The organism is Bacteroides sp. AR29 (genome assembly GCF_900217715.1).
GTDB classification, from domain to species: domain Bacteria; phylum Bacteroidota; class Bacteroidia; order Bacteroidales; family Bacteroidaceae; genus Bacteroides; species Bacteroides uniformis.
Map to the genome: position 1 here is coordinate 71,271 of NZ_OBMS01000008.1, position 22,136 is coordinate 93,406.

Genomic DNA, 22,136 nt, shown 5'->3' on the forward strand with positions numbered 1-22,136 from the left:
GATATCCGTTGCAAGCATCTCGGCAAATCAAACACCACCTGTTCTATGCGAATATCCAGATTGATTTTCAAAAATTCTCCCAAAGGTAACATTTCTCTCTGAAAAACGACATCAGTCATTAACTATTTTTTCGAAGAGGAGGAAACTGTAAAGCTCGCAAAGATGTCTTAATCCCCTATAGATAGGAGATTTACAAGCAAACATGTTTTACAACATAAAATGCAATAAAAGTGCATGTTTAACCGTTTTTTCAGCTAATGGCAGCCCAATTAACGTTCGTTTTTCTCAACGCTTTCAGTTGTCGCCACAAGACCTCGTTCTCAGGCAACATGCCATGTGGATCTGCATCCACCACCGTTTGCGCTACTTCACGGACATATTGCAGCAGTTGTCCGTCACGGGCTATATCGGCAATCTTCAGATCGAAAGCAATGCCGCTCTGCTGTGTCCCTTCCAAATCTCCAGGACCACGTAGTTTCAAGTCTGCTTCCGCTATTTCAAAGCCGTCATTAGTCCGCACCATTATCTCCAAACGCTTCCTTGTATCCTCCGCCAACTTGTAGCCGGTAACCAGAATACAATAGGACTGGTCAGCTCCACGTCCTACACGTCCCCGAAGCTGATGAAGCTGGGACAGCCCGAAACGCTCGGCGTTCTCAATCACCATCACCGAAGCATTGGGCACATTTACACCTACCTCAATCACGGTGGTAGCCACCATTATCTGTGCCTCGCCGGATACGAACAATTGCATCTGAGCATCCTTTTCAGCAGGTTTCATCTTTCCATGTACCTTGCAAACCCTACACTCGGGAAACTCTTCACAAACATGCAGATACCCTTCTTCAAGGTTCTTTAAGTCAATCTTTTCGCTTTCCTTAATCAGCGGGTAGACAATATAGACCTGCCGGCCTTCGGCAATCTGCTTGTGCATGGACTGATACAAGCTTATCCGACGGCTATCAAACTGATGAAGAGTGACAATCGGTTTACGTCCGGGAGGCAATTCATCGATGACAGACACATCCAAATCGCCATAAAGCGTCATTGCCAATGTACGGGGAATCGGGGTTGCCGTCATCACCAATACATGGGGAGGTTGTACATTCTTTGTCCACAACCGTGCCCGTTGGGCCACACCGAAACGATGCTGCTCGTCAATCACAACCAAACCGAGCGAAGCAAAATTCACCGTATCTTCAATGACGGCATGGGTACCTATCAGTATATGTATGTCTCCCGTCAACAAACCGGCAAGGATAGCTTCGCGCCGCTTGCCCTTAACAGAACTGGTCAACAGTTCCACACGTACCTCCATTCCATACAGCAGCTCACGGATGGTTTCATAGTGCTGGTTTGCCAAAATCTCGGTAGGTGCCATCATGCATGCCTGAAAACCATTATCGAGCGCCATCAACATACTCATCAGTGCGACAAGCGTCTTTCCACTTCCCACATCCCCTTGCAGCAAGCGGTTCATCTGCTTTCCTGAGCCTACATCCTTACGGATTTCCTTCAATACCCGCTTCTGTGCATTGGTCAGTTCAAAAGGAAGATTACGGGAGTAGAAAGTATTAAACACTTCGCCCACCCTTTCAAAAATATAACCGCGATATTTCCGCTGACGGTCTTTTGCATACCTCAGGATATTCAACTGTACGTAAAAGAGCTCCTCAAACTTCAGGCGATACTGTGCCTTACGCAATAAATCCGGATTAGCGGGAAAGTGTATATTGACCAAAGCTTCCGTCAACGGCATCAGATGATGCTCGGCAAGTATAGCGGGAGAAAGGGTCTCGGGCAACGGCTCACGCAACTGCTGCACCACCGTATTCATCATCTTCTCGATGGCATGCGAATTGAGAGAACTCCGTTTCATCTTTTCAGTCGTATTATAATAAGGTTGTAACCCCATGGACGACAATTTCAAATCCGAAGCAGAGTCTATATCCGGATGAGCCATATTGATTCTACCATTGAAGAAGGTCGGTTTTCCGAACACAATATATTCCTGATGCACTTTATACTTCCCTACCAAATATTTGATGCCCTGGAACCAAACCAGGTCCACCACCCCCGTACCGTCCGAGAAATGAGCAATCAACCTGCGCTGGCGCCCTTCTCCAGCCGTCTCAAAACTTAGTATTTCACCTTTCAGCTGAATATAGGGCATCGTCCCATCGATCTCCTGAATATAATAAATCCGACTGCGGTCTACATATTTATATGGAAAGTAATATAGCAAATCGTGCAAGGAGTAAATGCCCAATTCCTTATTGAGCACCGAAGCACGCTGCGGCCCGACGCCCGACAAATATTTTATGTCACGCGTGGCTAAATCGAACATGAACCTATCAGAGCTGTGGCTATTTTTAAATCAAAAGGAGTGGTTATTTTAATGTTTTCCCGGTTTCCCGGCGTCAAAAAGACAGATACACCCAATGCCTCCACCACAGAAGCATCATCGGTAAAATGGGGTGTATAGGGCTGCTCGTATGCCGCTTTCAGCAGTTCCGCATCAAAAACCTGGGGAGTCTGCACCAATCTATAATCATCCCTGCCGACAGTCACACTGCTTTCCCCTTCCATACGGCGAACGGTCTCCACCACACCGATTACCGGAATTACGGCCTTTTTCTCGGCCGCCAAGTCATAACAGCGTGCAATCACTTCCCGGGCCACGAACGGACGCACCCCATCGTGCACACCGACCAAAGCAGGTGTCTTGACCAAAGCCAAACCGTTCTTTACGGAGTGGAACCGCGTCTCCCCCCCATCTGCAATGGCATGCGGCAATGAAAAACGGTACTCCCTGCACAGCTGCCTCCAGTAATCCTGCTGGCTGTGGGGAAGTACCAATATTATCCGTATCTCAGCATTGTAGTCATAAAACGCCTCCAGAGTGCGCATCAAAACAGGTTTCCCCCCTATCGGGAGAAACTGTTTGGGGAGTTCGGTCCCCATGCGCAATCCCTTACCACCGGCAACAATCAGAGCATACTGAACCATTTATGATTTATGATTTATGATTTATGATTTAAAATCATAAATCCGTTACGCACATAGCTTCTTTCAGTTCCTGCACCTTCTCTTTGCCTTGCAACAGCTCCACTACGGCCAATGCAAACTCCATGGCAGCGCCCGGTCCTTTACCAGTGATGATATTGCCATCTCTTTCTACCGGAGCACCCGTACATTCGGCACCTTCCAAATACTGTTCAAAGCCGGGATAGCAAGTAGCCTTCTTGCCTTTCAGCAATCCCAGCTTACCCAATACCATAGGAGCCGCACAAATAGCAGCAATCGGTTTCTGCTCTTGGGCAAAACGCAGTACCAGATTACGCAGTTCTCCACACTTCTCCAAAGTGGACGCACCCGGCATACCGCCAGGCAATAATACAAGCTCTGCATCAAAGAAGTCGCAGTTCACTACATTCTTATCGCACAAGACCGGAACATCGTGTGCTCCCGTCACTATTTCATCAGGGGTTACCGTCACCATTTCTACGTTCAGTCCGGCGCGTCTCATCACATCCACAGAAGTAAAAGCTTCTATTTCTTCAAATCCGTCGGCAAAAAAAACATAAACTGTACCCATAATTGTTCCTCCTCTTATTTTAGATTAAAATAATACGTTATTGTTCCCGTCTGATTGTTCAAGCCGCTTACCGCATTGAAACGGGCTTTCTTGGCAGCATCCTCCGCCGCTTTCCGCAATGCGGGATTGACGGTATTGGTCTGGCGGTTGATGCTGGTTGCTATCACATGTCCGGCAGGGTTCACTGTGATGGTCACCACAACCCTACCTTCATCCTGCACATTATATACCGGCCGCGGCAATCCGCCCTCACCAAGAGAACGTCCGCCCAAATTAAACGAGCCGTAGCCTCCCGTACCCGAAGTGGCTCCGGACGGAGCATTTCCCGTAGGACTTCCTTGAATACCTTCGCCTTCCGTATCGCCTTTACTACCCATTTGGGCACCTTTGCCAAAAGCGCCAGCTACCCGTTTACGGGCAGCTTCCTCGGCTTCCTTACGTTCCCGTTCGGCTTTTGCCGCTGCCAGTTTGCGGGCCTCTTCCGCTTTTTCGGCTTCCGTCTTTTCCGGTTTCTTCACCTCCTCCTTTTTCTTGGGTTCGGCTTTGGGCTTTATGGCAACGGTTTCTTCAGTTTCCTGCGTAATGATGTCCTGCTCCACCGTTTCCTGCACCTGAGGAGCGGTTTCCTCCGGCATGACATCCACCTTTACTAAAGAAGGGTCGGCAGCGCCCAGTGCATCGGGCACCTCTCCCAGCATAACGGGTACACCGCCTTCTTCCGAGGGTTCCGGCGGTGTGAATCCTACCAGTATCAGAAGGGCAATAATGGCAACATGCACCACAAGTGCACCTGCCATACCTATATATTTTCCTTTCTTCTTCCGATTCACCATTGCATTTACAATTTAGCCATGTACAATGTACGATTTAGTTTTCCGGTGGTCGTGTAGCCAGCACCATCTTGAATTTATTCTCGTTTGCAATGTTCAGCACCTTCACGATTTCCCGGTAAGGCACTGTTTCGTCAGCATACAAAGCTATATACATTTCAGGCTCCCTCTCCGCACACGATTGTAGGAAAGGAGTCAATTCTTCAAGCGTCAGAGACAGTTCCTTGTCATTGCCAAAAGCAGCATAATAATTCAGATTCTTATCTATGATGACTCTTGTCAAAGGCTTTGCAGAAGTCTGTTGCTTTCCCTGCGGCAGCAGTACCTTGATAGCATTGGGCGATACCATGGTAGATGTTATCATAAAGAAAATCAGCAGCAGGAAAATCAGGTCCGTCATGGACGCCATACTGAAATTGGGTGATATTTTAGCTCTACGTTTTAACACGCCTTTAAGTTTTAATTCTTAATTCTTTAATTAATCATTTCGCCGGTTCGTTCAACAAATCCATGAATGCCATTGTCTTGGCTTCCATCTTGTTGACCACGCCATCTATCAATGTCACCAGGTAATTGTAGGCAAACATAGCTATGATACCGACTATCAAACCGCCCACCGTAGTAATCATCGCCTCATAAATACCACCGGAAAGCAACGTTATATCAATATTATTTCCGGCATTTGCCATTTGCCAAAATGCACGTACCATACCCGTCACCGTGCCAAGGAAGCCTAGCATAGGAGCGCCACCGGAAATCGTGGCCATAATCGTCATTCCCTTCTCCAGTTTGGCAACCTCAATATTACCCACATTCTCGATGGCAGCCTGCACATCGTTCACCGGGCGTCCCAAACGGCTGATACCCTTTTCAATCATACGGGCCGAGGGAGTATCCACACTGCGACAATAAGCAATGGCAGCTTTCAATTCCCCACCCAAAATATAATCCTTTATTTTATCCATGAACTGAGGGTCTTCTTTCCCCGCCTTCCGGATAACATAATTACGTTCAAACAAGATGTAGAAACAAAGTACGGACATCAAACCCAAGACAATCATAATCCAGCCACCTTTGATGGCCATGCTCCATAAATTCATTTCGTCGGAAGCGTTTACTTGTGTCAGTACCGGATTGGCACCTGCAATAGAGTCAGTCAGTGCCGGAGCCACTTGGGCCAATAACAACATTACATTCATCAGCGAAGACAGTTTTTATATTCCTTGACCGTACGCTCCAATCCCAGATACAACGCGTCACTAATCAGCGCATGCCCGATGGATACCTCGTCCAGCCACGGAATGTTTTGATAAAAATAATTCAGATTCACCAGACTCAGATCATGTCCGGCATTCAGCCCCAGACCTAAGCTGCGGGCCACCTTGGCAGCCTCGACAAAAGGAGCTACAGCCGCTTCCCGTCCTTTGGGATAAGCCGTAGCATAAGGTTCCGTATATAGCTCCACGCGGTCGGCACCGGCTTTGGCAGCATATTCTATCATTTCGGCATCGGTGGAAACAAATACGGAAGTACGGATACCAGCATTGTTGAACTCATCCAACACTTCGTTCAAGAAGTCAAAATGGGTCTTGGTATCCCAGCCTGCGTTTGAAGTCAGCTGTGTAGGGCTGTCGGGCACCAAAGTTACCTGATGCGGTTTCACCTTCAAGACCAAATCCATAAATTCGGGTGTAGGATAACCCTCGATATTGAACTCTGTCCGCAGCAACGGCCGCAAATCATATACATCCTTACGGCGGATATGCCTCTCGTCAGGACGGGGATGCACCGTAATGCCATCAGCACCAAAGTCTTCACAATCCAGCGCTACCTTCACAACATTCGGGACATCACCTCCACGGGCATTGCGCAGCGTTGCCACCTTATTTATATTAACGCTTAATCTAGTCATAATTCGGTTTATAGTTTGGGACAAAAGTACAAATAATAGTTATATATTGGCAGCATTCTGAGAAAAAAATAGCATCTTTGCACTTCAATCCAACAGAATTGATTATGAAATTTGCCATATTCGGAAATACCTACCAAGCAAAGAAATCCTCGCATGCAGAAAACCTCTTCCGGTTGCTCGGACAGCATAATGCACAGCTCTGCATCTGCCGGGAATTCCATCACTTCCTGACTACCGATTTACATTTAAACATACCTGACGCCGAATTGTTTGACGGAGATGATTTCTGTGCCGACATGGTTATCAGCATCGGTGGCGACGGCACTTTCCTGAAAGCAGCCAGCCGTGTAGGAAAGAAGAATATCCCCATATTGGGCATCAATACCGGCCGGCTGGGTTTCCTTGCCGACATCTCACCGGAAGAGATGGAAGAGACCTTCGATGAAATCTACAACAACCACTATAAGGTGGAAGAGCGTAGTGTACTGCAACTGAGGTGCGACGATGAACGCTTGATGCAATCCCCTTACGCCCTCAATGAGATAGCCGTATTGAAGCGGGACAGTTCGTCCATGATCAGTATCCACGCCGCCATCAATGGCGCTCCGTTGACCACTTATCAAGCTGACGGCCTAGTTATCTCCACACCTACCGGTTCCACCGCCTACTCACTCAGCGTCGGCGGTCCGGTCATTGTGCCCCACAGTAAAACCATTGCCATCACCCCGGTGGCTCCACACAGCCTCAACGTCCGTCCCATCGTCATTTGTGACGACTGGGAAATTACACTTGATGTGGAAAGCCGCAGCCACAACTTCTTGGTTGCCATCGACGGCCGTAGCGAGTCCTGCAAAGAAACGACCCAGTTGCACATCTCACGTGCCGACTATAGCATAAAGGTAGTGAAACGGTTCAACCATATTTTCTTTGATACCCTTCGCAATAAACTAATGTGGGGGGCGGACATCAGATAAGCCTATATCACTTCATTCACTCCAGCAGGATAACTTATTTACCTCAGTGGGGAACTCCATTTACCCCAGGATGTAACTACCTTTACCCCGATATGTAACGGCCTTTACCCCGGTGTGTAAAGAGTCTTTCCCCGGCATGTAACGTCTTTTACATAAGGATGTAACAACGCTGTAAATGTAATGTATTGACAATAAGCCCCTAAACCCATCCATCAGTTTACCACTTCTTATACTGCAAATGACTATTTCTGCCATCCTCCTTCATCGTGGAATATAGAATTAAATAATAATCACACAAAGTATATTTTCAGCAAAAAACTTTTAAATAAATAATAAAAACACCACCTTTGTAGTTCATTCTTTCAGAGTCTATGTGGAATAGTACTTTACTATACAAAGACACTACCATTCAGAATGCGTAAATGTAAGATGAATCAATATGCAGAAAGAAAATGATACTTTATTGGTAGCCAAGTTGAGAGAAGGCAATAAATTTGCCTTTGAAGCATTGTACGAAAAATACAGTGCCAGGCTGTACAACACCATCGTCCTTCTCGTATATGACAAATCATTAGCCAAAGACATCACCCAAAGCAGCTTCATGACGATATGGGAAAAACGCAGTAATCTGGATACCGAGAAAAGTTTTCCGGCATATCTATGCACCATCGCACGCAACATGGTATACAAAGAAACCGAACGAAGATTATTACACAACAAATTTGTAGAAAACAAGCTGAAAACAGAAGCAGAGGCTATCGAGGAAGATACGATGGATATGGACGTCTCCATCATTGAAAAACAGATAGAGCAACTTCTGCAAAGCCTGCCAGAAGTTTCACGGGAAGTCTTTCAGCTGAAAAGAGCAGGAAAACTGTCCAACAAGGAAATCGCCTCACAGCTAGATTTGACGGAACGTGCCGTAGAGGCTCATTTCTACCGTACTATGAAACTACTGAAAGAAGAATTACGCAAATTCATCATGCTTTTCCTCTCCTTCTACTTTCTAAATAATTGTTAAAGCACGAAAATCCGTGAGTGTTTTGGCAGGCATACAGATATATACTACAGAACATGGATAAAAAAGACAGTCATATTGAACTTTTGGATCGTTTCTTTCGAGGACTGACCAGCCCTGAAGAAGATGTACAGTTGAAATCATGGATTAAGCGACCGGATTTTCAACAGAAATTTTCCGCATACTATCAGCAATGCTGGGCACTGGCTCCGGACACGATGGACAAAGCCGTACAAAATGAAATGTTCACCGAACTTTTAAGCCAGATAGACGCAAGTTCCACCACGGAAACGAAGGTCCTGAAAACAAGGAACCGTTTCCTGCGTCAGATTGGGCGCTATGCTGCAGTTGCCTACATCATATTGGCAGTGGGAAGCGGAGCCTATTATGCAGGAGTCAAACGACCGGCCGATGACGCCAATACAGAAGTCACCATGTCCGTATCCAACGGGCAGAAGGCCGACATCATTTTGGCTGACGGCACAAAGGTCTACATCAATTCTGATTCAAGAATTGTATATGACAACACTTACAACAAGAAAACACGTATGGTCTCCCTGGAAGGAGAGGCCTATTTTGAAGTTGCAAAGGACAAGGAAAAGCCTTTCATCGTGAAAGCAAATGGCATCAATGTACAAGCGTTAGGTACAAGCTTCAATATACGTGCACATAAAGACGATAAATCAGTAGCTGTAAGCCTGATAAGTGGAAAGGTTAAAGTAGACGACGGCAGACACGAGGCATATATGAAGCCAAACGAAAGGCTCGTTTGCAACCTGACCAATGGACAGTTCGAAAAAAGCGAGCTTCATCCTAATGCAAGTTATTTGCTATGGAGAAGCAATGAACTAGCGTTCTACGGTGAATCTTTTGAAGAAATTTGTACCATGCTTACACGAATGTATAATTGCAAATTTATATTCAAAAACGAGAAAGTAAAACAATATACTTATCACGGCATCATCAAGAATAGCAGTTTGAATAATGTATTAGAATACATCAGCCAAGCTGGCGGCATTAATTACAAAATAAAATCTGATAATACGATCGTAATATATTAGTAGTGTTTAATAAACTCTTTATGTTAACTTAAAAAGGAAAATATGGAATAGATTTTATAAACTTTTTACTTCATCAAACACAACTGCCAGCTTTCGGCAGCAAAATAAAATTCTAGTTTAAACATTCACGAGAAATTCGTCATAAGTTACTCTAATATCTTATTAGAGCAGGTCTTTGGTACGCCTTTCTCAAAATAAAAAACAATTAATCTAATATTATTAGACATGAGACAAAACAAAATGATTATGCGGTCTTTAGTACTGCTGGGTGCACTGTTTTTCTGGGGAAACAGCTTCGCCCAAATCAGTTTATCTGTAAACAAGCAGACCATCAAGCAGATTATACCGCAAATTGAAAAAGCTAGCGGTTATAACGTATTCTACACAGACAAACTTCCCAATCTTGAAACAAAAAAGGATTTAAATGTATCAAATGCTTCACTTGAAGCCGTATTGAAAGAATTATTTAAAGGAACGAAAATCTCCTTTGAAATAAAAGCAAACAAGCAGATTTTGCTGTTCCAGCAAACCAACAAATCCGTAGGTGCTAAAAAGAAAGTAACCGGTAGAATCGTAGACGAAAATGATGAGCCGCTTATCGGAGCTTCCGTTATTATCAAAGGCTCTACACAAGGAACAATAACCAACATTGACGGTGAATATACATTGGAAGATGTGCCGGAGAAAGCTACTCTAACCGTTTCTTACGTAGGCTATATACCGGCATCTGTTGCTGTCAACGGTAAAAACGCAATCAATGTAGTGCTGCAAGAAGATTCAAAGACTTTGGAAGAAGTTGTTGTTATCGGTTATGGTACCGTAAAAAAGAAAGACTTGACCGGTGCAGTAGGTTCTGTGGGAGGTGCAGAAGTAGCCGCCCGTAAAACAACTTCCCTTTCCACCGCTTTGCAAGGAACCATCCCAGGGTTAATGGTAACCCGTAACAATAATGCGCCTGGTGCAAATGCAGACAAGATATATGTACGTGGTATCACAACCATCGGGAATTCAGATCCTCTGGTTATCGTTGATGGAGTGCCTGGTGACATCAATTCAGTAAATGCCAACGACGTTGAGAGCATTTCTGTATTGAAAGATGCTGCTTCCGCTGCTATCTATGGTTCTCGTGCCGCTGCTGGCGTTATTCTTGTCACCACCAAAAGAGCCAGTGACAAGGAACTGTCATTGACCTATAACGGTGAATTCGGTTGGGAAATACCTACCGCAGAGCCTGAGGTTGTAGGCGTGCAACGTTTTCTGGAAATGGCTAATGAATTACGATATACAGATAATCCGGACGGTGGCAAATACCAAGCCTATTCAGAAGACCAAGTTAATAACTGGGTGAAAAACAATGCAACCAATCCCAACCAGTATCCTATAACCGACTGGCAAGATCTGATTCTTGAGAAATCCGCAACCCGTCAAAGTCATAGTATCCACCTTTCAGGCGGCAGCAAGGTCGTTAAGACCAAAGCATCCTTGGCGTATGATGAAGTAGGCGGTCTGTACGGTGACCGTTATTTCCAACGCTATACATTACGTGTAAACAATGACTTCAACATTACCCAAAAGTTAAGTGCTACATTGGACTTCAATGTTAAGCGCACTAAACACCACATGCCGCAATTCACTCCATTCGGAATGATGCGCTACATGCCTGCTATTTATGCAGGAGTATGGGATGACGGCCGTATAGCTGAAGGCAAATCGGGAGCCAACCCTTATGGATTGATGAAATTGGGTGGTACAACAGAAAAATGGTACACAGCATTGGGCGGTAAAGCATCTATTGATTTCAAGCCTTTTGACGGATTTAAAATTTCAGCAATCGTTGCTCCCCGCTTTAATTACGACAAGTTCAAAACATTCAAGAAAGCAGCCAGCTATACATTGGCAGATGATCCCAATACAATAGGGGGATACTTAGATAACAGCGGACTATACAACACAACCAAACTCTCAGAAACCCGCAATGACAGCTACAATGTCACTACGCAATTAATAGTAAACTATGCAAAGAAGTTTGCCGGAAAACATGACATCAACCTAATGGCAGGTTACGAAAACTATTACGAATATATTGAAGAATTAGGTGCTGACAGAGACGGATACGTTCTCACGAACTTTCCATACCTCAATAATGGACCTAAAGATTTAATTGGCAACTCTGGAAAAGGAAAAGAGTACGCTTATCGTTCCTACTTCGGACGTGTCATGTACAGCTATGCCGACAGATATTTATTCCAGGCCAATATACGTCATGACGGCTCATCACGTTTTGCAAAGAAACACAGATGGGGTACATTCCCTTCCTTCTCTGCCGGTTGGGTACTCAGCGAAGAAAATTTCATGAAGAATCTTAATTGGGAATGGCTGTCATTCTTGAAGATTAGAGCTACATGGGGAGCATTGGGTAATGAACGTATTGGCGATTTTCCATATATGTCAACCATTGCATTTGGGAACACTATTTTCTATCAAAACAACGGTATTTATTTTGACCAAACTGCATCTCAACAGAAATATGCCATTGAAAATGTAACATGGGAGAAAACTGAATCTACAGACATTGGGTTAGACATTTCTTTCTTGAACAACCGCTTACGTGTGAACGGTGACTATTACTGGAAAAATACTAAAGACATGCTATTAGCAATGGCTATCCCTGATTTTCTAGGATTCTCTGACCCAGACGTCAATGCCGGCAAAATGTCAACCAAAGGTTATGAATTGAATGTCAGCTGGAATGACCACATCGGTGACTTCAGCTACGGAATAGCCATTAACTTCTCTGACTTCACCTCCAAAATGGGGGATTTACAAGGAACCCAATTCCTCGGTGACAAAGTTAAAATGGAAGGCAGTGAATTCAATGAGTGGTATGGCTATGTTAGCGATGGTCTTTTCCTGACAGAAGAAGACTTAAAGAATTCTCCCAAAATCAATGATAAGAACACTCAATTGGGCGATATTAAATACAAAGACATATCTGGTCCTGACGGTGTACCCGACGGAAAGATTTCTCCTGAATATGACCGAGTATTACTAGGCAGCTCATTACCCCATTTCCTATATGGTGGTAATATCAATTTGGGCTACAAAAATTTTGACCTTTCATTGGCATTCCAAGGTGTCGGAAAACAAAATGCACGCTTGGCAAGAGAAATGGTAGAACCATTCCGTAACAATTACGGAAATTTCCCCGCCATCATTGATGGAAACTATTGGAGTCCTTATAATACGGACGAACAAAACGCAGTTGCCAAATATCCTCGTCTAACCCATGTAAACAAAAGTTCCAACTATGCCATGTCAGATTATTGGCTGTTCAACGGAGGTTATTTCCGTCTCAAAAATATAACTTTAGGCTATACATTCCCTAAAGAATGGATGAACGCAATAGGTATCAAAGGTGCACGCATTTATGCCAGTGCTTCCGATCTATTCTGTTTGAGCAAATATCCGAAAGGATGGGACCCTGAAATGGGAGTAAGTGAATATCCTATCACAACATCTATATTGTTAGGCGTATCTGTTAACTTTTAAAAGAAAGAAAAAAAATGAAACATAAATTTATAATATTAGCTTTAGGACTTGGATTTTTAGCAAGTTCCTGCAATGACTTGGACTTAGTTCCATTGTCTGAGGCCTCCACTGAAAACTGGTATTCTTCAGAAGAAGAACTATTGATGGCTGCCAATGAATTCTATAAAATCGGATATTGGAATAAAATGAACCAGGGACTTCTGGAACAAGCCACCGACAACTTCACCTATAGAAATGTGAATCGTTGCAACCTCCTAGACGGTACAGTAAATGGTGATGGTGGAACAGAGAACTGGTATCCAGTAGAGCAATGGCAATCAAACTATAAATGTATAACGATGGCCAATACATTTCTTGAAAAATCTGAGCGCGCCGAAAAGGCTGGTGTCTCTGAAAAAATATTGAATCAATACAGAGGAGAAGCTTACTTTACAAGAGCTTGTAAATATGCAGTACTCGTTTCTTTCTTTGGTGATGTTGTCTGGCTAGATAAGAATATTTACATTGAAGACGCCTTCCAAAAAGGACGTACTCCAAAAAAAGAGATTATACCTTTAATTTACCAAGACTTCGACAAAGCAATTTCTATGTTACCAGTATCTTATACCGGTAACTCGACACAACGTTTCACAAAAGGTGCTGCATTAGCCATGAAAGCACGTTTTGCCCTTTACATGGGTGATTGGGAACTTGCGGCCGAATCAGCTAAAGCGTGTATGAATTTGCAAGCTTATCAATTACATCCCGACTTCAGCGACTTATTTCTGATGAATACCAAAAATTCCATAGAAAGCATTCTTGTATTCCCACGTTCCGTGCAATACAACATTCTATACGATGCTACTGCCACAAAAAATGAGCTGCCTAGAAATGCTGGAGGATACGGTTCGTATGCACCCTCTTGGGACTTGTTGGCTTCGTTCCTCTGTACAGATGGGTTGCCCATTGACGAGTCACCTCTTTTTGATCCCCACAATCCTTTCAAGAACCGTGACCCCCGTTGTACTGCCACCATTGTAGAATTTGGAACCCGCCATTGTAGCTTTGACTTTGATCCTCATCCCGATGCATTAAAAGTAATGAACTACAAAACCGGTAAAATGGTAACCAACCAAGATACCCGTGCCAATGCGCAATACACCTCATTCAATGCATTGCTATGGAAAAAGGGTATTGACGATTCTTGGGTAGATAACAAACAAAAAGTGGAAAGTGACTATATTGAAATACGTTACGCAGAAGTATTGTTGACTTATGCAGAAGCCATGATTGAACTGAACAAGATTGACGAATCTGTATTAGAAGCCATCAATAGTGTACGTGCCAGAGCATACGGAGTGAAATCTTCTGAAACAGACAAATATCCGGCAGTAACAGCACGTGACCAAAAGTCCTTACGCCAGACAGTCAGACTGGAACGTCGCGTAGAGTTTGCTAAAGAAGGACTCCGCTACATGGACCTCATTCGTTGGAAATTGGCAACCAAAGCTCTGAACACCAAGAACTACGGCATTCTATATCCTGCTGACATATTAAGAGACAAAGTTACATCAAAAGGACTGTGGTTCTGGCCTACTACACCACAGATAGATGAAGATGGAATCGCAGACTTCTCTGCTATGGAAAAAGAAGGCTTAATCCAAGTACTTTCCCAGCGCAAATGGGACGAACGGCAGTATTTATGGCCAATCCCCACATCTGAAATCATTATTAATGAAAACATGAAACAGAATCCAGGGTATTAACGGTTAGACATTATAGGTAAAAAGATTGTGAATAAAAGGATAAACAAACTGTAATGAAAGGACTGCCCCTGCAAATTAGAAATCCAGGGCAGCCCTTTTATACCGTTTCCACAACAAAATAAAGAACCGCATATTTATGAGAAGAATTATATTGATTTTAAGTCTACTGTTCTGTAGCCAGCTTATCACAGCCTCCAATCTATTGATAGAAGCAGAAAGCTTTGACCAAAAAGGAGGATGGGTAGTAGACCAGCAATTCATGGACCTTATGGGGTCACCCTATCTAATGGCTCATGGAATGGGGGTCCCGGTTGAGGATGCTTCCACTACCATATCTTTTCCCGAGAGCGGTACATATTATGTATATGTACGTACCTATAACTGGACTTCTCCCTGGCATGATGGCAAAGGACCAGGAAAGTTCACTCTAAAAATCGGTAATAAAAAGCTGCCTATAGTTTTAGGGGATGAAGGCAACCAATGGATGTGGCAACCCGCCGGAAAAATTTCAGTAAAGGCTGGGAATAGTAATCTAACATTAAAAGACTTGACCGGTTTCAATGGCCGTTGCGATGCTATTTATTTTACAACAGAAAAAGAGCAACTACCTCCTAACGAAACTGTACAACTGACAGATTTCCGTAAAAAGATGCTGGATATTCCAGCCGAACCGGAGCAATACTCCTATGATGTGATTGTAACTGGTGGCGGTATAGCCGGTATGTGTGCAGCCGCAACCGCTTCCAGATTGGGATGCAAAGTGGCATTAATCAACGACCGCCCAGTACTTGGCGGCAATAATAGCTCTGAAGTCAGGGTTCACTTAGGGGGCAATATCGGAGTAAGCCCCAATTCCGGACTGGGACGTATGATAAGAGAATTCGGACATTCTAAAGAAGGAAATGCCAAACCTGCCGCAAACTATGAAGATGAAAAGAAGGAGCTTTTTATCGCCAATGAAAAGAATATCACCCTTTATGCCAACTACCGTGCCATATCTGTAAAGACCGATGGCAACAGAATAGAATCTGTCATCATCAAGCATATAGAGAATGGAAAAGAAGTGGAACTGAAAGCGCCATTGTTCTCCGACTGTACCGGAGACGGCACCATCGGGTATCTGGCCGGTGCAGACTACAACATGGGACGCGAATCCCGTGCCGAATACGGAGAAGAGCTGGCACCGATTCAACCGGACAAAATGACAATGGGTTCATCCGTACAATGGTACTCTGCAGACAAAGGTAAACCTACCCGTTTCCCTATTTTCTCGTACGGTCTGCAATTCAATGAAAAAAATTGCGAAAAAGTGACGATGGGTGAATGGAAATGGGAAACCGGCATGAACTTCAATCAAATCGACGACTTCGAACGTATACGTGATTATGGCTTAATGGTCATCTATTCTAATTGGAGTTTTCTGAAAAATGAATTAAAGGACAACAAGAAATATAAGAACCGCGCATTGGACTGGGTAGCCTATATTGCCGGAAAACGCGAGTCACGCCGATTGTTGGGCGATTATATTCTAAAGCAAGATGATATAGATAAAAATGTCTATCACGAAGATGCCTCCTTCGTCACAACCTGGAGCATCGACCTGCATTTCCCGGATTCGCTCAATGCATCACACTTTCCTGATGCGCCTTTCAAAGCAGCAACCAAACACATCCATATATATCCTTATGCAGTGCCCTATCGCTGCCTATATTCCAGAAATATCGAGAATCTTTTTATGGCGGGCCGCAATATCAGTGTTACCCATGTGGCACTGGGCACTGTCCGCGTAATGCGTACCACCGGAATGATGGGCGAAGTTGTCGGGATGGCAGCTTCCTTATGTAAAAAGTACAACACCACTCCGAGAGGAGTATATCAGAAACACCTACCGGAATTGAAAGCACTGATGAAAGAGGGAGTAGGAAAAAAAGAAGGGATTCCCGATAATCAGAAGTTCAATGAACAAAAATTATTAAAAAAGCCTCGTATATTTGCCATTGAAAAAAACAAGAAGTAAGAAACACGTTGATACTACAATTTAAGTATTAATAAAACACGCATATCATGAAAAATATTCTAACATTATTATTTGTCCTTTTCGGAGGATATTCGTTACACGCACAAGATACCTGCTACGGTCTTCTGAGAAATGACACTTTAACCATCGGGAACAATTTGGTCGAACGTACCTTTTTGTGGAACGGGGGAAATATCATAACTTACCGCCTGACCGACAAGAGTAATGGAAAATCATGGAAGAACCACAGCCTTACTCCAGATTTCAGAGTAACGAAAGATTTGCCGCAACCATCAAACGGTTCACTCAAAGTAGTTCCCGTAAAAGAGACTAAAATATTTCCCGCTTATCTGAAAGTAGAAGTTTCTTTCAGCCTGGAGAAGCTAGATATAAAACGGGTATATCGTATTTATGATGATTGTCCAGCCATAGCCTGCGACACCTATTTAAGAGGAACAGTAAACAGTATTTTCGGAGGCAGAGAAGTTAGTGCAGCCGACCGGAAGAATATTGAATTCGCCGAAGACATGAAATCTAAAGAAGTAACCGCTGTACTAGACCAGTTCCATTTCCAAGGACAACATTGGCACGCTCGCAACGTGGAATTTTCCGATGTGACCGACTGGCACAACAACCTGGTTTTCGAGAAAGAGATTATTTCCTACCGCAAACTGGGATATCGCGGCAATCTGCTGTTTGCCTTTAATGGTGAGGACAACTGTGGCATCTTCTTTTTAAAAGAGGCTCCCTGCTCTTCGGTACAATTAGCCTATCAAGGAAAGGATTTTCTGACTGATTTCGGAAAGTTTACAGTAACCGGTCTGGGCATTACCGAGAAAGACGTGACTCCCGACCGTTGGACCAAAACATACGGATGTGTATTGGGAATATACGGAGAAGGTGAACTGAGCCGCCTACAAGCGCTTCGTTCATATCAGAAGAATATACGTACTTACCGGGCCGACCGCGACGAGATGATTATGATGAACACCTGGGGAGACCGTAGCCAGGACTCAAAAGTAAACGAATCCTTCTGTTTGAAAGAACTGGAACGCGCCGCCCGTCTGGGAATCACCCATTTCCAGATTGATGATGGCTGGCAAATAGGTAAAAGTCCTAATTCAGCTGTAGCCCGCGGTTCATTCAAGAACATTTGGGACAATAAAGACTACTGGAAACCCGATCCGCAAAAGTATCCACGTGGTTTGCATCCCATCGTAAAGCGTGGCAAGGAATTAGGTATTGAAATCGGTCTTTGGTTCAATCCCAGCATACAAAATGATTTTGCCGATTGGCAGAAAGATGCGCAAGCACTCATCAGCCTCTATCGCGAATACGACATCAAAATATTCAAGATAGACGGGCTCACCATTCCCAGTAAAGAAGCCGAAACAAACCTGCACCGCTTATTCAACAAAGTGCTGGAAGAGACGGACGAGGCAGTGATTTTCAACCTTGATGCGACAGCCAGCCGCCGCGGAGGCTACCACATGTTCAATGAATATGGAAATATCTTTCTGGAAAACCGTTATACCGACTGGCAGAACTACTATCCTTACTGGACTTTGCGTAACCTCTGGATGCTTTCCAAATATGTTCCGGCAGAAAAGCTGCAAATAGAGTTCTTGAACAAATGGAGAAATACGGATAAATATAAAGGAGAAGTCTTCGCTCCAGAAAACTATTCATTTGAATATCTGTTTGCTACGACTTTAGCAGGACAGCCGCTTGCCTGGATGGAAGGTACCAATCTACCCGAGGAAGCATTTACATTACGAGAACATACAGAAGCCTACAAGAAATTTCAGCATGACATGCATTCCGGCACTATCCTACCCATAGGAGATGAACCATCGGGACGCTCTTGGACCGGCTTCCAGTCTCTAAAGAAAGATAGAGGATACTTGATTGTGTACCGTGAAAATCATCCAGAAGGGACTACAGAAGTCGAAACCTGGCTGCCAGAAGGTGTCACAGTAAGATGTATCCCATTGATGGGACACGGCAAAGCGATGACAGCAGTAACCGGAAAGAAAGGAAGGCTGGAAATCTCTCTGCCATCAATCAATGACTATGTTGTCTACAAGTATGAAATTAAAAACAAACGCTAAAATAAAGACTGACATGAAAATCACAAGGAGTATACTCTTAATCGCCTTCTTGATGCTGTTTTACCGAGCCTTCGGACAACCTGCCGAACGGCTGATTCGGATACAGATCACTCCCAATCATACAGACTGGCTATATAAGCCAGGCGAAAAAATAAAATTCAGCATTACGGTACTGAAAAACAACGTACCAATTCCTGACACAGAAATTCGGTACCAGATTTCAGAAGATATGATGAAGCCTCACAAAGAAGGCATATTGCAAGCTGAAAAAGGGACAGCCACGGTGGAAGCCAAAACAATGGAAAAACCTGGCTTTCTCCGTTGCCAAGCCTTTGTTAAATATGGAGGACGTGAATACCAAGGGATAGTAACCGTTGGAATCAATCCAGAAAAATTAAAACCTATCACATCATTGCCCGAAGACTTTCTAAATTTCTGGGAAACAGCAAAACTCCAGGCTCAAAAGACACCAATGGATGTACAAATGACCCTTGTACCCGAACGTTGTACAGAGAAAGTGAATGTATTCCATGTGAATATACAGAATTATGAATCCCATACACGCTTATACGGCATGCTGGCTATGCCTAAAGCAAAAGGTCGATATCCCGCAGTTTTAAAGCTACCAGGTGCAGGAATACGTTCTTATGCCGGAGATGTGGAACATGCTGCCAATGGCTGGATTGTTTTCGAAATAGGAATACACGGTATTCCGGTCAACATGTCAGGACCGGTATATACCAATCTCTATATGGGAGCATTAAAAGGGTACCACACGTTCAATCTGGATAATCGGGATAAATACTATTATAAACGTGTATATCTAGGCTGTGTACGTGCCATTGACTTTATTTATTCCCTACCACAATTCGATGGGAGCAATTTGATAACATTCGGCAGTAGCCAAGGAGGAGGATTGTCCATCGTGACAGCTGGACTTGATTCACGTGTCAAAGGACTGGTAGCCTTTTACCCTGCTCTTTGTGACATGGTCGGCTATATACATAACCGTGCCGGAGGATGGCCACACATGTTTAACAAGCAAGAAAATCAGACTGCAGAAAAGGCAAATACAGCACGTTATTATGACGCAGTTAATTTTGCACGCCAAATAAAAGTTCCCGGATTCTACTCATTCGGATATAATGATATGGTCTGTCCACCCACTACTACCTATTCTGCCTACAATGTAATTCAAGCACCCAAACAAATATTAGTATCCGAAGAAACGGCTCATTATGCCTACCCAGAACAATGGGCAGCCGCATGGAAATGGGTCGCTGATTTCTTTCAACAAAACAAATAAAAACTATAAGAATCATGAGAATACTTTTTTTTATTACAACACTGCTTTTCATCATCCCGAACATGTTCGGACAAAAGGAATATCGTCTGAACTCACCGGACGGCAAGTTGGAGGTTACCTTATATATAGGTGACCGGATCACTTACGAGCTGACGGAAGAAGGGCATACATTGGTAGCCCCCTCTCCCTTATCAGTACATCTGGATAATGGGACAGTCTGGGGTAACGGCTCCCATCTTAAGAGAGTCAGTCATCGCCAGGCAAATGAGGTGATTCCCTCTCCTTTCTACAAACGCAGTGAAGTAAAGGATGTCTATAATGAAATGACGTTAAGTTTCCGGGAACATTTCAACCTCATTTTCAGAATGTACAATGAAGGAATGGCATACCGGTTCGCAGCGACCGGAAACAGACCGTTCAAAGTTACAAGCGAAGAAGCCGCCTTCAACTTCAACAAGGACTACAAATCGATTGTTCCTTATGTAAAAGATGGCGATAAACAACCGATAGAAGCCCAGTTCTCCAACTCTTTTGAAAACACCTATACACATATAGAGCTATCCAGACTGAACCCCCAAAGACTGATGTTTACCCCCGTAGTAATAGAGCAGGAAAACGGCCGTAAACTTTGTATTGCCGAATCCGACGTGGAGAGCTATCCGGGCATGTTCCTCATCAACAGAAACGGGGGAACAGCACTCACTTCCGCTTTTGCCGCCGTCCCCAAAACAAAAAAACGAGGCGGGCATAACCAACTGCAAATATTAGTCACAGAACGTGAAAACTACATTGCTTCCTGCCAGCCGAAAGCCAAACTACCCTGGCGCATCATTGTTGTGGCAAGAAATGACAAGGAGCTGGCAGATAACGATATGGTTTATAAGCTGGCTGCTCCATCACGCATGAAAGACATCTCGTGGATACGTCCGGGCAAAGTAGCTTGGGAATGGTGGAACCATTGGGGAATTAAAGGCGTGGATTTCGAAGCTGGAATAAACAATGAAACATATATGCACTATATCGACTTTGCCTCCCGGCATGGCATCGAGTATGTGATTCTGGATGAAGGCTGGGCTGTCAACCTCGAGGCTGACCTCTTTCAGGTTGTACCGGAAATAGATTTAAAGAAGCTCACGGCCTATGCCAGGCAAAAGAATGTAGGACTCATCCTTTGGGCTGGTTACCATGCCTTTGCCCGCGACATGGAACATGTATGCAAGCACTATTCCGAAATGGGCATCAAAGGATTCAAGATTGACTTTATGGACAGGGATGACCAGGAAATGGTAGACTTCCACTACCGGGCTGCCGAAATTGCCGCTAAATATAAGTTGATGGTAGACTTTCACGGCACGTACAAACCTACCGGGCTGAACCGCACTTATCCCAATGTCATCAACTATGAAGCCGTTCACGGGCTGGAACAGATGAAGTGGAGTGACATCCATACCGACCAGGTAACCTACGATGTCACCATGCCATTTATCCGTATGCTGGCCGGACCGGTGGACTATACACAAGGCGCCATGCACAATGCCAACAAACGGTGTTACCACTCCTCAATGGATACCCCAATGAGCCAGGGAACCCGTTGCCGCCAATTAGCTGAATATGTCGTATTTGAATCACCATTGAACATGTTGTGCGACAGTCCCACCAATTACGACCGTGAAGAAGAATGCACGGAATTCATCGCTGCCATCCCTACCGTCTGGGAACAAACAGTAGCCATGAACGGAGAAATTGGAAAATACATCACAATGGCGCGCAGGAAAGGAGATGTCTGGTATGTCGGCTCCCTGACCAATTGGGATGCACGTACTCTGACACTGGACCTTTCTTTCCTCGGTACAGGCAGATGGAAAGCGGAAATGTTTCATGACGGAGTGAATGCCAACCGCCTGGCTTCCGACTACCAAAAGACCGTCACAGACATTCCTGCATCCCGTAAACTGACCGTCAAAATGGCACAAGGAGGCGGATGCGCATTGAAAATATACAAAGAATAATTCATA

Annotated in this window: 16 protein-coding genes; 9 read left to right on the plus strand and 7 right to left on the minus strand. The window is 44.2% G+C overall.

Annotated features, from left to right (window positions below; genetic code table 11):
- Positions 1–250 precede the first annotated feature (250 nt).
- Genes recG through CSD97_RS07165 form a run of 7 tightly spaced genes read right to left on the minus strand, consistent with a single transcriptional unit; the run spans position 251 to position 6,340 of the window.
- A complete protein-coding gene (recG, locus tag CSD97_RS07135; RefSeq protein WP_098032163.1) occupies positions 251–2,347 on the minus strand; it encodes an ATP-dependent DNA helicase RecG in 2,097 nt (698 codons plus the stop codon).
- The gene (locus tag CSD97_RS07140) at positions 2,335–3,009 is read right to left on the minus strand and encodes a 2-C-methyl-D-erythritol 4-phosphate cytidylyltransferase (RefSeq protein WP_005833354.1); all 675 of its coding nucleotides are present in this window, start codon (positions 3,007–3,009) and stop codon (positions 2,335–2,337) included. Before CSD97_RS07140 ends, recG begins: the two co-directional genes overlap by 13 nt.
- A gap of 34 nt (positions 3,010–3,043) precedes the next feature.
- A complete protein-coding gene (locus tag CSD97_RS07145) occupies positions 3,044–3,598 on the minus strand; it encodes a DJ-1 family glyoxalase III (RefSeq protein WP_005829959.1) in 555 nt (184 codons plus the stop codon).
- A gap of 14 nt (positions 3,599–3,612) precedes the next feature.
- On the minus strand, positions 3,613–4,431 hold the full coding sequence (locus CSD97_RS07150) for a TonB family protein (RefSeq protein ID WP_005829957.1): 819 nt from the start codon (positions 4,429–4,431) through the stop codon (positions 3,613–3,615).
- Positions 4,432–4,465: 34 nt separating this feature from the next.
- Complete coding sequence (locus CSD97_RS07155; protein WP_005833355.1) at positions 4,466–4,876, minus strand: biopolymer transporter ExbD; 411 nt, start codon at positions 4,874–4,876, stop codon at positions 4,466–4,468.
- A gap of 34 nt (positions 4,877–4,910) precedes the next feature.
- Entirely contained in the window at positions 4,911–5,627 is a 717-nt protein-coding gene (locus CSD97_RS07160; protein ID WP_005833356.1) for a MotA/TolQ/ExbB proton channel family protein, read from the minus strand.
- Positions 5,627–6,340 (minus strand): pyridoxine 5'-phosphate synthase, encoded by a 714-nt coding sequence (locus CSD97_RS07165; RefSeq protein WP_005833357.1) that lies wholly within the window; start codon positions 6,338–6,340, stop codon positions 5,627–5,629. The genes CSD97_RS07160 and CSD97_RS07165 overlap by 1 nt, the downstream gene beginning before the upstream one ends.
- Before the next feature lie 104 nt (positions 6,341–6,444).
- Here CSD97_RS07165 and CSD97_RS07170 point away from each other — a divergent pair, with 104 nt between their 5' ends.
- The 9 genes from CSD97_RS07170 (at position 6,445) to CSD97_RS07210 (ending at position 22,130) form a co-directional block, all read left to right on the plus strand.
- Positions 6,445–7,314: an NAD kinase gene (locus CSD97_RS07170; protein ID WP_009037868.1), complete on the plus strand. Its 870-nt coding sequence runs from the start codon at positions 6,445–6,447 to the stop codon at positions 7,312–7,314.
- A gap of 439 nt (positions 7,315–7,753) precedes the next feature.
- Positions 7,754–8,335, plus strand: a complete 582-nt coding sequence (locus tag CSD97_RS07175) for an RNA polymerase sigma-70 factor (protein WP_005829818.1) — start codon at positions 7,754–7,756, stop codon at positions 8,333–8,335.
- A gap of 53 nt (positions 8,336–8,388) precedes the next feature.
- Positions 8,389–9,393, plus strand: a complete 1,005-nt coding sequence (locus CSD97_RS07180) for a FecR family protein (RefSeq protein WP_098032164.1) — start codon at positions 8,389–8,391, stop codon at positions 9,391–9,393.
- Between the two features lie 246 nt (positions 9,394–9,639).
- The gene (locus tag CSD97_RS07185) at positions 9,640–12,942 is read left to right on the plus strand and encodes a TonB-dependent receptor (protein WP_227212807.1); all 3,303 of its coding nucleotides are present in this window, start codon (positions 9,640–9,642) and stop codon (positions 12,940–12,942) included.
- Positions 12,943–12,956: 14 nt separating this feature from the next.
- Entirely contained in the window at positions 12,957–14,687 is a 1,731-nt protein-coding gene (locus CSD97_RS07190) for a RagB/SusD family nutrient uptake outer membrane protein (protein WP_098032165.1), read from the plus strand.
- A 136-nt stretch (positions 14,688–14,823) separates the two neighbouring features.
- Positions 14,824–16,704 carry an FAD-dependent oxidoreductase gene (locus tag CSD97_RS07195; protein ID WP_098032166.1) on the plus strand — a complete coding sequence of 627 codons (1,881 nt, stop codon included), beginning with the start codon at positions 14,824–14,826 and terminating at the stop codon, positions 16,702–16,704.
- A gap of 47 nt (positions 16,705–16,751) precedes the next feature.
- On the plus strand, positions 16,752–18,815 hold the full coding sequence (locus tag CSD97_RS07200) for an alpha-galactosidase (protein ID WP_098032167.1): 2,064 nt from the start codon (positions 16,752–16,754) through the stop codon (positions 18,813–18,815).
- Positions 18,816–18,828: 13 nt separating this feature from the next.
- Positions 18,829–20,121, plus strand: a complete 1,293-nt coding sequence (locus CSD97_RS07205; RefSeq protein ID WP_057281577.1) for an acetylxylan esterase — start codon at positions 18,829–18,831, stop codon at positions 20,119–20,121.
- Between the two features lie 14 nt (positions 20,122–20,135).
- Positions 20,136–22,130, plus strand: coding sequence for a glycoside hydrolase family 97 protein (locus CSD97_RS07210; protein WP_098032168.1), 1,995 nt, complete (start codon positions 20,136–20,138; stop codon positions 22,128–22,130).
- The last annotated feature ends 6 nt before the right edge of the window (positions 22,131–22,136 follow it).